Consider the following 11,006-nt stretch of genomic DNA (forward strand, 5'->3'; position numbering starts at 1 on the left):
TCCTTGATCCGCAACGACAGAGGGGCGGGCATCGCTGTGCTCCAGACCGAGATCGGAGCCCTGTTGTCGCGTCCTGAGACCCGCCTATGTAGTTGCGCGGACCCGCCTACCTAATCGTCGCCGAACAGTCATCGCTTTGCGGCACTGCTGATCGATGCGCCGCTGTTCTGGCAGACAGCCGCCGCGATGGGTCGGATCGACCTCGATCCCGATCAGCTGAAGCTGAATTCCTTCAGGATTGCTCCGGCCAACTGCTCCGGGCTGCGACAGCTGCTGCATGCTGCCTTCGAAGTGCCACGCTGGTCGGCGGCGGTGCAGGCACAGACAGACCCGTCGCTTCGACAGCGCCTGGAGCGGGACCTGGTGCCTCTGCTGATTGATTCGATCGCCACCAATCACTCGCATCACGGCCTGACCAGCAACCGCAGTGAGCGCTTGCTGATCGCCCAGGCTGCCGGGCGGGTGATGGCCGAACGCCTCACTGATCCTCTCCATCTCTGCGATCTCTACCAGGCCATCCCCACCTCCCGGCGAACTCTGGTGTATGCCTTCAATGAATTGTTCGGCCTGCCGCCGATGCGGTTTCTGCGGCTGCAACGCCTGCATGCGGCCAGGCGTGAGCTGAGCCGCTGCCAACCGGATCAGACATCCATCGCCGCTACAGCCCATCGCTTCGGGTTCAGCAGCGGCAGCCATTTCAGCCGTGTCTACCGCCAGCACTTCGGCGAATCACCGCTGGAAACTCTTCACGACAGCCAGAAACGGGTGGGCTGGTCGGTATCCTGACGCGTGGCCCAGCGGGCGGCGTAGTGGGCGAAATGGGGGGTCTCCTCATCGGCATGCTGCTGCGACCAGAACTGGAGGCGGATCAGCTTGCTGGCCAGGAAATAGATCCAGGGGAGGCTGGCGCCAATGCGGCAGTGGAACAGCGTCTGGCCGGGGTTGACGGACTCGAGCCGGAGATCCCAGTACAGAGGAAAGATGATCGGCCATACCTGTAGAAATCGTGCCTTGGTGCGACTTTCCAACCGCACATGATCTGGCTCCATCACCCGTGGGCGATAGAACTGGGTCATCATGAAGCCGCCGCAGTATTCATCATTGCGGATCACGAAGTCGCCATCAGCATCCCTGTACAGGCCGGAATACCTGTGTGAGCGCGAGGCTGGCGTGCAGGACACATACTCCTCGCAGGAGAAGTTAACGATCCAGTCGGCCAGGTCGAACTTCTCGAGAGGCACATTCAGAATGACTGATGTGCCGAAGTTAAGGTTGTAGTTCATCGGCTTGTCGTGATGGAGCATTCGTGTGCGTATGCCATGAGCTGCCTGCTCAGATCGTTCAGATCCTGAGGTGATCGCTCTCCACCCAACGGATCAGCATGGAACTGAACTCCTGGGCGCAGTCCTGATAGCTGAAGTGGCCGCCGTTCTCCAACACCTGCAGCTGGCATCGGGGCAGCCGTTGCTCCAGGCTCCGGGCGTTCTCGGCGAGCAGCAGGGCGTCGTGGCGGCCCCAGAACACTTGCACCGGCAGGTCGAGCTCCGACAGGGCCGGATCGGTGAAGGCCAGGCTGGTGGGATAGTCGCGGAACCAGCGACAGATGGGTCCCAGCCGCCCCGCATAGGAGCGGATGTAGTCATCCACCTCCACAGCATTGGGCACGTAACTCACATAGGCCAGCCGGTTGGCCGCCTCCACAAAGGTGCCGGATCCGGCCATGGCCACCATGAAGCGCCAGAACCCCGAATCCACCAGCTTGTTGATGATGCTGCCATTGAGGGAGGGGGCAAGAGCCGGACCATCGCCGATCACCAGGCTGCTGGCGATGCCGGGACGCTGCCGCACACAGGCCACGGCGGCCGCCATCCCGACGTCTGGGCCCACCAGGTGTGGCCGCTGCAGCTGCAGGTGATCGATCAGCTCGGCCAGGAAGCGCCCCTGGGCCTCGAAGCTCATCCACTCCACCCCGCCGCTGCTGCGGCCAAAGCCAGGCAGATCCACCGCCACCAGATCGAAACGCTCACTCAGCTGGGGCCAGATTGGTGCAAAGGCCAGCAGGCTCTGGGGCAGTGGACAGATCAGCAGCAGCGTGGGGACGCCCGGTTTGCGGTGACGCGCGATGCGGACCTGCTCCCCCAGCAGGGAGATGGTGTCCAGCGCCATTGCCGGTGGGGTGCTCAGGCTGGGAGTGCTGCCACGACCCAGCTCTCGCTGGGCCCTGCGCACGCGCCGGTATTCCGGCGTGATCAACAGAAGTGCCGAGGCGATCGCATGATCCAGCCATGAGGGGCGACGGAGAGGGTTGGTGGATGTCACGGCAACTCAGCGGGAGCGGGAAGGGGTGCAACAGCCGGCCTGGGCAGCTGCTTTAGATCGCCCTGCCACGGGCTCCAGTTCTCGGCAACGGGCACGATGCCTTTCTCCTTGGCGTAGTTCTCATAGAGGGCGACCAACTGCTGAAGCCTGGCGGGCTGCTTGGCATTGAGAGGCCGTGTTTCACCAGGATCGGCTTCGATGTCGTACAGGCGCCACTGGCCATCGCCGAACATGGCCTTGCTCTGGCGCAACGCCTTGAAGCGTCCCGAGACGATCGAGCTGTTGCCGAAGATGTCGCTCACCACCCATTGTTCAGGGGTGCGCACAACGTCGGCCTTGCCTTCCAGGTAGGGGCGCATCGAGACGCCGGTCGGCTTCACGATGTTGCGCTCCCCATAGCGCTCGGAGGGAGCCGACACCTGGGCGTAATCGAGAATGGTGAGCGGCAGATCTTTCACGTTCACGTAGGTCGTGCTGATCGAGCCCTTCTGCCTCTGGCTGCTGCCGGCGGGTAATCGCAGCACCATTGGCGTGCGCACACCCCCTTCTGCCAGGTACCACTTCCACCACTGCAAGGCGCCGGTGGAGGCATTGGCCCAGTGCCTGCCCATCTCGATGAAGGTGTTGCCCTTGCCGAGATCGGCAGGATCCTGGCTGAAGTTCTCGCGCACCCAGCGGCTCAGGGATGGATTGGCCCCCGGGCCGTCATCGTCCATCCCCTCGGGACCATTGTCGGAGAGGTAGATGATCAGCGTGTTGTCGAGCTGGCCGCTTTCCTTCAGATAACTCAGCAGCTTGCCCAGGCTCTGGTCCTGATGATCGAGCATCGCCGTGTAGGTGGCCATGGCCCGGGCTTCGCTGCGTTTCTGCTCGTCACTCAGAGACGACCAGCTCTGCAGGAGCCAGTTGTGGCTTTGATCGGGGAAGGGGGAGGTGGCCGGGATCAGGCCGGAGTTCTTCTGCGCCTCGTAGCGCAACTTCTTCAGGCCGTGATAGCCGTGCTTGTAGAAGTAGTCGGTGTATTGGCTGATCAGCTGGGCTGGAGCCTGCAGCGGAGAATGGGGGGAGGTGAAGGCCAGGTAAGCGAAAAACGGCTGGCCACTGTCTTTGCTTTCCTCGAGATAGGTGAGCAGCTTGCTGGTGAACAGATCATCGGAGTGGATGCCGATCGGTCGTTGCACGGGCTGACCGTTCTCGAACCAGGGTTCGGTGGGCACCACCCGGCGGGCCATCAGCTCCCTGTGCTCGGGTTTCTTCGGGTTGGGCAGAAAAACCTGCTGGTTCCAGTGGTTGGACCCACCGCTGAGGATGCCGTAGGAACGATCAAAGCCCCATTCATTTGGGCCCCAGCCGCCGTGGCCCGGTCCGCCCAGGTGCCACTTGCCCACCATCAGGGTGCGGTAGCCAGCATCGCGCAGCAACTCGGCGACGGTCACCGTGTTGCGCGTGAGGTAGCCCTCGTGGCCGGGTTTGCCCTTGGTCGGTGGATAGATCGCGTAGTCGAAGGCCCCGAGCCCCACATCGATGGGGTCACTGCCGGTGAGCATGGAGGCGCGGGTGGGCGAGCACACCGGTGAGGTGTGGAAATTGCCGAAGGCCACCCCTTCGCGAGCCAGTTCCTCCAGGTTGGGCATGGCGGCATTGCCGCCTCCCCAGGGGACATCGCCGAAGGCGGCATCGTCGGACACCACCAGCAACACGTTGGGTCGCTGACGGCGGGTTGTCGGTTCGGCTGCACCAGCCGGCGGGGTCCCTAACAGCAGCTGAAGCAGACCTGCAACCAGCAGGAGGGTCAGCAATCGTGGTTTCGGCATGCATGGGCGCAGTCTTGCGAACCTTTTAAGCCCCCCAGGCAGCCGCCAATGGCCTGAAAGTGCAAGGTTGCCCGCCGCCCAGGCTTGACCAATGGCTGAAAAGCTTCTTGCCTACTGTTGGGGCATCAACCAAGCCATGGTCTCGCTGGCCCAAAGACAGCTTCGACGCCAGTTGAAACAGGACTCGGGATCCGTGGGCGATCTCGCCGAGAAGCTTGGCTACAACTCCGAGGCGGCCTTCAACCGTGCCTTCAAGAAGACCATCGGCCTCACGCCTGGAGCGGTGCGTCGTGGCATGACTCCCTGAGGCCTGCAATCAGAGGCTCCCCGTCTGCCGTCCATCCGGCAAAGCCCGGCGGAAAGCAGCAGCGACCGCCCGGGGGCGAAGCTTCGCTCAGCCCACGGCGGAGCTGCCCAGGCCCTCGCCGTCGTTGCGGAAGAAGCCGCTGAGGCTGACGCCGGCTTCGTGGGCCGCCACCGTGACCTGCAGTTTCTGCTCGTCGTCGAGGCCATCCCAGAAGGCGTGGAAGAGATCGAGGGAAGCCTTGGCGGTGCCCACCACCCCCATCAGCGAGAGGGGGACCGTGAGCCAGGGGAACACCAGCAGCACCACCGAGAGCACGGCCCCAACGGCCACGCCGGCCTTGGCCGATCCAGGCTGGTGCTCAGCACGAGGCGCACCTGGGTGAGCCGGTCGAGTTCGCCCCGCTTGCGCAGGGCTTCGGTGCGCAGGGCCGTGAGCAGCGCCTGGTAGGCGGCGTAGCAGACGATCCCGCCCACGGTGGATTCGGAGAAGAACTCCCTGCCGCTGAAGGCCCCACCGTTCTGGTTGAGGTCGATTGAGGCCAGCCCCGCCAGGGGAGCGGCTTCCCAGCCGGCGCGGGGAATGCGGAAGGGGTCACGTTCACGGGTCATCGGTGATGGCTGATCCAGTGAGTCCCAGCTTGCTCCACTCCGGAAGCTCCTGCCAGAGGGAGCGTGCCCCCAGGCATGGCAGGCGCCGGGCGCCCAAGGTCAAGAATCAGCCGATCGGCGGGATGATCAAGGCCGCTTTGGTTAACCTTTTAACATGGACCATGATATTCGCTTTGCAGGCAATCTTGCCTGAAATGGCCAAGTCATGCCCTGGCGCCTGAGCTGGTTCTGATTCTGGCTGGGTTGGGATGATCTGCTCCAAAGATAAGCATGATTGCTGGTCTGTGTGCGCCGTTTAGTGATTAGCCTGAAGGCATCTACCAGCAGAGGCCACCATGATGAATGCGACTCCTATGGCTTCCCCGACGGCCGTCTGCATGGCGGCCGCACCAGGTCAGGTGCATGAGGCGATGGAGGCGCTCCACGCCCTGCAGGAGCTGGCCAGTCGTGATCCGGCCTTCGCCCGGGCCCTGAAGCGCACCGGCTCCACCCACGCGGCCGCCAGCCTGGCCCGCGAGCATGGTCTGGACGTGAGCGCGGAGGCTCTCTGGCGCAATCGCGGTCGCCATGGCCTGCCGACCTGGCGTGGTTGATGAGCCGTGTCCCGTCGCTGAAGTTCCATGGCCAGCTCATCCCCAGGACTGTTGTCTTCAGATAGTGAAGAGGTTGCGGTTGACTGCCCGGTGTATGTCGGAAGTGCCGCCGATCGCCTTGCCGATTGGTGTGCCCACGATGTGCTCCAGCAGGAGGCTTCCGTGCTCGCGGCTCTGGCCCATGTTCGCGAACGCCTTCATGCCCTTCCGGCGTCAACGCGCCGGGAGCAGGTCGTGGGCTTTGAGGCGGGTGCGGTGGCCACGCTGGTCTGCGCGGTCCAGTCCCAGATGAACCAGTCGGCCGCTTGCGGTCGTTGAGGCCTGGTCTTGGGGGTTCGGCTGCGCTTGCCTTCTGCTGGGGGCCCCTGGGCTAAGGCCCCGATCTGCTTGCAGGGACCTGGGGGAGGGCAGAGCCCTGCTCACGGTTAATTTCGATTCCATCAGTTCCAAGACCTCGAGCGAGGGTCACACTGAAGCCAATGGCTTGCCGCTGCCTTGGGCTGAGCTGATTGAGGCCCGTGGCTGAGTGCCGAAGCGACATCGTCCATCCAGGGCTATCCCTGAGGGATCATCCTGTGAGCAGCCATGGCTGGCACTCCACTCACCCTCGCAGAAGCTCAGGGGAAGTTGCAGACCGGTCTGGAGGGGCTGAGCAGCAGGGAGGCTCAGCAGCGGCTTAGGCGCCACGGCCCCAACACCCTGCCGGAATCAACGCGAAGCGTCTGGGTTCAGCTGCTGCAACACCTCTGGGGTCCCATCCCCTGGATGATCGAAGCAGCGGCCTTGCTCTCGGTCCTCGTGGGCGATTGGACCGATGGCGGCATCATCACCACCCTGCTGGCGGTGAATGCGCTGGTCGGCTTCTGGGAAGAGCACCAGGCCGGCAATGCCATTGCGGCCCTGCGATCACAGCTGGCTCCCCTGGCTCGAGTGAAACGGGATGGTCAATGGAGCACCATCGCCGCTCGGGACCTGGTTCCAGGAGATCTCCTTCATCTTCGCAGCGGAGACATTGTTCCCGCTGATGCCCTGCTGATCGGCAGTGCGGCCATTGAGGTCGACCAGTCGATGCTGACCGGCGAATCCCTGCCCGTGACCAAACAGGCGGAAGCCGATCTCTACTCCGGCTCCATCGTCAGACGGGGTGAAACCGATGCTCTGGTGCATGCCACGGGTGCTGACACCTCGTTTGGAATGACGGCCCGACTGGTGCAGGAACCCCTTTCAATCAGCCACTTCCAGCAGGCCGTTCTCAAGATTGGCGATTACCTGATCGCCATCGCGCTGACGCTTGTTCTCGTGATCCTGATGGTGGGGATCTTCCGGCATCAGAGTCTGATCACGATCCTGAAGTTCTCACTCGTGCTCACCGTGGCCTCGATCCCGGTGGCCATGCCAGCGGTGCTCTCGGTCACCCTGGCTGTCGGTGCGGAGCGACTGGCCCGGAAACAAGCGATCGTGAGTCGTCTGGCCGCGATCGAAGAACTGGCGGGCATCGATGTGCTCTGTTCCGACAAGACCGGAACCCTGACCCTCAATCAGCTCTCCACGGGCATCCCGTTCTGCTTCGGATCCTGCACGGCCGGCGAGATCCTGGAAGCCGCCGCCCTGGCCTCCCGCTGGGAGAGTCAGGATTCCATCGATCTGGTGATTCTCAACTCAGCCGCCGAGCAGGGTGTGCGTTCAGGCGCCGTGCTGGAACAGTTCACCCCCTTCGATCCCGTCAGGAAGCGAACCGAAGCCAGTCTGCGTACGGCTGCCGGAGAGCGCTTCCGGGTCAGCAAGGGCGCTCCTCAGGTGATCCTGGCGTTGGTGGGCGACGACGCTGCCCTTGCCGCTCAGGTGGAGACCGCGAGCCTGTCTTTTGCCGCGCGTGGCTTCCGCTCGCTTGGGGTGGCGAGGAGCGATGCGGGGGGGCGCTGGGTCTACCTGGGACTCCTGCCGTTGCTGGATCCGCCGCGGCCGGATTCTGCTGCCACGATTGCTGAACTTCAGCAGCTGGGAGTTTCGGTGAAGATGCTCACCGGCGACCAGAAAGCCATCGCCCTGGAAATGGCCAGACAGCTGGGCCTGGGCCAGAACATTCTGGATTCAGAGCTGTTGATTGAATCACCGCCGCATCACAGTGGCCAGCTGGGTGACGCCATCGAGCAAGCGGATGGCTTTGCCCAGGTGTTCCCTCAGCATAAATATCACATTGTCGATGTGCTTCAGCAGCGTGGGCACATCGTGGGCATGACTGGTGATGGCGTCAATGATGCCCCTGCACTCAGGAAGGCGGATGCGGGCATCGCCGTGTCGACGGCCACCGATGCTGCCCGTGCCGCCGCCGACATCGTGCTGATGACGCCAGGCCTCTCGATCGTGGCGGAGGCGATTCGTGAGAGTCGTCGAATCTTTCAACGCATGAACCATTACGCCATCTATCGGGTTGCCGAAACTATTCGCGTTCTGCTGTTCACGATGTTGTCGATTCTTGTTTTTGATTTTTATCCCGTGACCGCGGTGATGATTGTGCTGCTGGCCCTGCTCAATGACGGCGCCATCCTCTCGATCGCCTATGACCGCGCGGGGTGCTCGCCCCAGCCTGAGCGTTGGAACATGCCAGTGGTCCTGGGAGTGGCCAGCGTGCTTGGCGTGCTGGGTGTGTCCGAATCTTTCGGCTTGTTGTATCTCGCTCAGAATCTCATGCACCTGAGCCGGGACTCGGTGCAGACCATGCTCTACCTCAAGCTGTCGGTGGCCGGGCATCTGACGGTGTTCGTGGCGCGTACCCGTGGGCCGTTCTGGCAGTCACGTCCGGCCACGGTCCTGACCACAGCGGTGCTGTCCACCCAGGTCATGGCCACGCTTCTGGCGGTGTACGGCGTGTTCATGGTTCCCCTGGGCTGGGCCTGGGCCCTAGTCGTCTGGGGGTACAGCCTGCTCTGCTTCGTATTCAATGATCAGGTCAAAATCCTGGCGAACCGCCTCTTTGATCCCCGCAGGCTCCTGCTGGGCCTGCGGGGAAGTCATGGACCCTTGGTGGGCTTCGTTGACGCCCGCAAGGGCTCGCACCCGCGCTGACTCAGCCTGCGAAGGCGCGGGAGGGCTCGGATACTCCAGCGGGCTGCGTGCCCCTGAGGAAAGCCAGCATGGTGTCGGCGTCGGATACCTCGAAGGGATCCACAGGGCAGTTGTCGTCGTAGCCAGGTTCGATGAAAACCTTTTCGATCCTGCCGTCATCGACCAGCATCGAATAGCGCCAGGAGCGCTGCCCGAAGCCCAGGTTCGATTTGTCGACGAGCATGCCCATCTTGCGAGTGAATTCGCCATTGCCATCGGGAAGGAGGAACACATGGTTCGCTCCCACCTGCCTGCCCCATTGGAACATTACAAAGGCATCGTTGACGGAGATGCAGACGATCTGATCGACGCCGAGAGCCTTGAACTGATCGTGCAGTTCCTCGTAGCGGGGCAGGTGATTGGAGGAGCAGGTGGGGGTAAAGGCCCCGGGCAGGGAAAACACCACGACCTTCTTGCCGGCAAAGATTTCATCGCTGCTCAGGTCTTGCCAACGGTAAGGATTGGGGCCCGGCACGGCTTCATCGCGCACGCGGGTGTGGAAGATGACGTTGGGAACGCGCTCGATCACGGTCATGGTGAAGCTGGTGGACACGATGGGCACACAGCCTAACTCATAATGACTCCGCTTAGGAGCTCAGGATTGGGTGGACATTGGGTGAGCCAGGAGCACGCCCTCCTGCTGCCAGGCGCGCAGGCTGCCGTGGATCTGGCCGTCGGGCTCGTTGAATTCCTCGTCCGAGCGCCCATCCACGTCATGCGTGACGCGGCATAATTAAGGAGTTATCTCTTTGCCGTTATGGGCGCCTTTGTGGATGGAGCCAGGCCAAGTCCGGAGCTGATGGAGGAAATCAGTCGCTTCTTCCGGCTCCTGAGCGAACCGGCACGTCTGCAGCTGCTCTGTCTGTTGCGCTCCGAGCCGCTGGATGTCTCCAGCCTGATCCAGGCCACCGGGTTCAGTCAGTCGCACATCAGCCGCCAGCTGGGGCAATTGCAGCGGGCGGGTCTGGTGAGCTGCGAACGCGATGGCTCCCGCCTGATCTACTCAGCCGATGATGAGCTGGTGGAAGAACTCTGCGCCCTGGTGCAGGGACGGCTCCGGCAGCGGCTCGAGGCCCAGCTTCTGCAGCTGCAGGCGGCCTGAGCCTGCGGTCGCCTTCGCCGTTCGTGGCCAGACTGATGCCATCCTCAGCACCGGAGCGTATGGACAGGTCTCTGCCGCAACGCCTCCAGGCCTGGGGGTTCAGCTGGGGTGGTTTGCTCGACAACCGCCACGGCGAATGGTGGGTGATGGCCCAGATGGCACTGATCACGGCCCATCTTCTGCCGGCCTACCCCAGCCCCGCCTCCCTCGGCCTCAGCTGGCCGCCCTTGTTGCGGGTGCTGGGTCTGGGCCTGTTCGCCGCCGGTCTGCTGCTGGCTGGCCAGGGAGCGCTGAACCTGGGCGACAGCCTCAGCCCCCTGCCTGAGCCCATGCCCGGCGCGCCTCTGGTGATGGCCGGGGCCTACGGGCGCTGCCGCCATCCCCTCTACCAGTCCCTGCTGGTCTGCTCCCTGGGCGTGACGCTGGCGCGGGGAAGCCTGCTGCACCTGGCTCTGTTGCTGGCCCTGGCCCTGGCGCTGGTGCTGGGCAGCAAGGCCCGCCGAGAGGAGGTGCGCCTCTGCGCCGTCCATGCGGATTACCCCGCCTACCGAACCGCAACGCCGGCGATCGTGCCCCACCTTCCCAGGCTCGACTGGCGCAGTGGCCCCAGCGATCCAGAGGCGGTCTGAGGGGCTCAGGCGCCCAGGCGCAGGCCGATCGTTTTGATCACGGTGGCCGGCAGGTTGCGCGAGACCGGACAGAGCTTCATTCGTTCGCTGATGAACGCGATGGCGTCCGCGTCGGCCCGCGAGCGCTCCGCCGCCGCGGCGGCCGGATCCAGGTGCATCACGAAGGTGCCCTCGAGCTGCTCGATGATCCACTCAGTGCTGGTGAGCACGGTGAAGGATCCCTCCACCCGCTGGAGAGGAATGGAGCGCTCCTGGGCATTGACCACCAGATAGGTGTGCTGGCAGAGCAGCAGCGACAACAGGTAGAGCCGGAACCCCGGGGTGGTGAGGCTGGGGTGCTGAGGCTCCCACTGCCCCGATTCAGCCAGGAACTCCACCACAAGGGACTGGGTGGCGCGGTCTGGACTGCCGTGGCTGCTGTGCAGCCGGAACTGGAAGGTGCGTTGGCTCATCGCTTCTCGCTGCTGGGTTGATGGGGTGAGTGCTGGCCGAGTACGGCGTGGGGGGTCGTGCCGCGTCCCAGCGGCGG

At 63.7% G+C, this 11,006-nt stretch carries 14 protein-coding genes; 6 read left to right on the top strand and 8 right to left on the bottom strand.

Going from position 1 to position 11,006, the window contains the following annotated elements; genetic code table 11:
- The first annotated feature begins 186 nt into the window (after positions 1–186).
- Positions 187–786 (top strand): AraC family transcriptional regulator, encoded by a 600-nt coding sequence (locus KBY78_RS11950; RefSeq protein ID WP_255143776.1) that lies wholly within the window; start codon positions 187–189, stop codon positions 784–786.
- On the opposite strand, the gene KBY78_RS11955 is transcribed toward KBY78_RS11950, so the two are convergent.
- From KBY78_RS11955 to KBY78_RS11965, 3 genes are read right to left on the bottom strand one after another with little or no spacing between them, the layout of a single operon-like run.
- Positions 747–1,283, bottom strand: a complete 537-nt coding sequence (locus KBY78_RS11955; RefSeq protein ID WP_255143777.1) for a hypothetical protein — start codon at positions 1,281–1,283, stop codon at positions 747–749. The two genes, KBY78_RS11950 and KBY78_RS11955, sit on opposite strands and share 40 nt — an antisense overlap.
- Positions 1,284–1,341: 58 nt before the next feature.
- Complete coding sequence (locus tag KBY78_RS11960; protein ID WP_255143778.1) at positions 1,342–2,319, bottom strand: alpha/beta fold hydrolase; 978 nt, start codon at positions 2,317–2,319, stop codon at positions 1,342–1,344.
- A complete protein-coding gene (locus KBY78_RS11965) occupies positions 2,316–4,133 on the bottom strand; it encodes a sulfatase-like hydrolase/transferase (RefSeq protein WP_255143779.1) in 1,818 nt (605 codons plus the stop codon). Before KBY78_RS11965 ends, KBY78_RS11960 begins: the two co-directional genes overlap by 4 nt.
- A gap of 136 nt (positions 4,134–4,269) precedes the next feature.
- Between KBY78_RS11965 and KBY78_RS11970 the strand changes: the two genes are divergently transcribed.
- Positions 4,270–4,440: an AraC family transcriptional regulator gene (locus tag KBY78_RS11970; RefSeq protein ID WP_255143788.1), complete on the top strand. Its 171-nt coding sequence runs from the start codon at positions 4,270–4,272 to the stop codon at positions 4,438–4,440.
- 87 nt (positions 4,441–4,527) lie between these two features.
- Here KBY78_RS11970 and KBY78_RS11975 read toward each other — a convergent pair whose 3' ends face one another.
- Positions 4,528–4,734: a hypothetical protein gene (locus KBY78_RS11975; RefSeq protein ID WP_255143780.1), complete on the bottom strand. Its 207-nt coding sequence runs from the start codon at positions 4,732–4,734 to the stop codon at positions 4,528–4,530.
- Positions 4,701–5,048 (bottom strand): hypothetical protein, encoded by a 348-nt coding sequence (locus KBY78_RS11980; RefSeq protein WP_255143781.1) that lies wholly within the window; start codon positions 5,046–5,048, stop codon positions 4,701–4,703. Before KBY78_RS11980 ends, KBY78_RS11975 begins: the two co-directional genes overlap by 34 nt.
- Before the next feature lie 377 nt (positions 5,049–5,425).
- Here KBY78_RS11980 and KBY78_RS11985 point away from each other — a divergent pair, with 377 nt between their 5' ends.
- Positions 5,426–5,641: a Nif11-like leader peptide family natural product precursor gene (locus KBY78_RS11985; protein ID WP_255143782.1), complete on the top strand. Its 216-nt coding sequence runs from the start codon at positions 5,426–5,428 to the stop codon at positions 5,639–5,641.
- Positions 5,642–5,698: 57 nt separating this feature from the next.
- Here KBY78_RS11985 and KBY78_RS11990 read toward each other — a convergent pair whose 3' ends face one another.
- On the bottom strand, positions 5,699–5,842 hold the full coding sequence (locus KBY78_RS11990) for a hypothetical protein (protein WP_255143783.1): 144 nt from the start codon (positions 5,840–5,842) through the stop codon (positions 5,699–5,701).
- Between the two features lie 384 nt (positions 5,843–6,226).
- On the opposite strand from KBY78_RS11990, the gene KBY78_RS11995 reads away from it, so the two are divergent.
- Complete coding sequence (locus KBY78_RS11995; protein WP_255143784.1) at positions 6,227–8,707, top strand: plasma-membrane proton-efflux P-type ATPase; 2,481 nt, start codon at positions 6,227–6,229, stop codon at positions 8,705–8,707.
- Between the two features lies 1 nt (position 8,708).
- Here KBY78_RS11995 and KBY78_RS12000 read toward each other — a convergent pair whose 3' ends face one another.
- Entirely contained in the window at positions 8,709–9,281 is a 573-nt protein-coding gene (locus KBY78_RS12000) for a peroxiredoxin (RefSeq protein WP_255143789.1), read from the bottom strand.
- Between the two features lie 222 nt (positions 9,282–9,503).
- On the opposite strand from KBY78_RS12000, the gene KBY78_RS12005 reads away from it, so the two are divergent.
- Together KBY78_RS12005 and KBY78_RS12010 are read left to right on the top strand one after the other, a co-directional pair.
- Positions 9,504–9,848, top strand: a complete 345-nt coding sequence (locus tag KBY78_RS12005) for a metalloregulator ArsR/SmtB family transcription factor (RefSeq protein WP_255143785.1) — start codon at positions 9,504–9,506, stop codon at positions 9,846–9,848.
- A 59-nt stretch (positions 9,849–9,907) separates the two neighbouring features.
- A complete protein-coding gene (locus KBY78_RS12010; protein WP_255143786.1) occupies positions 9,908–10,477 on the top strand; it encodes an isoprenylcysteine carboxylmethyltransferase family protein in 570 nt (189 codons plus the stop codon).
- Positions 10,478–10,482: 5 nt separating this feature from the next.
- Here KBY78_RS12010 and KBY78_RS12015 read toward each other — a convergent pair whose 3' ends face one another.
- Entirely contained in the window at positions 10,483–10,929 is a 447-nt protein-coding gene (locus tag KBY78_RS12015; RefSeq protein ID WP_255143787.1) for a hypothetical protein, read from the bottom strand.
- Positions 10,930–11,006: the final 77 nt, after the last annotated feature.

The sequence above is a fragment of the Synechococcus sp. EJ6-Ellesmere genome (assembly GCF_024345875.1).
In the GTDB taxonomy this organism is placed as follows: domain Bacteria; phylum Cyanobacteriota; class Cyanobacteriia; order PCC-6307; family Cyanobiaceae; genus Regnicoccus_A; species Regnicoccus_A antarcticus.

Bases quoted from the DNA above. Each gene is read 5' to 3' on its own strand.
- KBY78_RS11950 (WP_255143776.1), top strand. From the start codon at position 187: ATGGGTCGGATCGACCTCGATCCCGATCAGCTGAAGCTGAATTCCTTC.
- KBY78_RS11955 (WP_255143777.1), bottom strand. From the start codon at position 1,283: ATGAACTACAACCTTAACTTCGGCACATCAGTCATTCTGAATGTGCCT.
- KBY78_RS11965 (WP_255143779.1), bottom strand. From the start codon at position 4,133: ATGCCGAAACCACGATTGCTGACCCTCCTGCTGGTTGCAGGTCTGCTT.
- KBY78_RS11970 (WP_255143788.1), top strand. From the start codon at position 4,270: ATGGTCTCGCTGGCCCAAAGACAGCTTCGACGCCAGTTGAAACAGGAC.
- KBY78_RS11980 (WP_255143781.1), bottom strand. From the start codon at position 5,048: ATGACCCGTGAACGTGACCCCTTCCGCATTCCCCGCGCCGGCTGGGAA.
- KBY78_RS11985 (WP_255143782.1), top strand. From the start codon at position 5,426: ATGGCGGCCGCACCAGGTCAGGTGCATGAGGCGATGGAGGCGCTCCAC.
- KBY78_RS11990 (WP_255143783.1), bottom strand. From the start codon at position 5,842: ATGAAGGCGTTCGCGAACATGGGCCAGAGCCGCGAGCACGGAAGCCTC.
- KBY78_RS11995 (WP_255143784.1), top strand. From the start codon at position 6,227: ATGGCTGGCACTCCACTCACCCTCGCAGAAGCTCAGGGGAAGTTGCAG.
- KBY78_RS12000 (WP_255143789.1), bottom strand. From the start codon at position 9,281: ATGACCGTGATCGAGCGCGTTCCCAACGTCATCTTCCACACCCGCGTG.
- KBY78_RS12005 (WP_255143785.1), top strand. From the start codon at position 9,504: ATGGGCGCCTTTGTGGATGGAGCCAGGCCAAGTCCGGAGCTGATGGAG.
- KBY78_RS12010 (WP_255143786.1), top strand. From the start codon at position 9,908: ATGGACAGGTCTCTGCCGCAACGCCTCCAGGCCTGGGGGTTCAGCTGG.
- KBY78_RS12015 (WP_255143787.1), bottom strand. From the start codon at position 10,929: ATGAGCCAACGCACCTTCCAGTTCCGGCTGCACAGCAGCCACGGCAGT.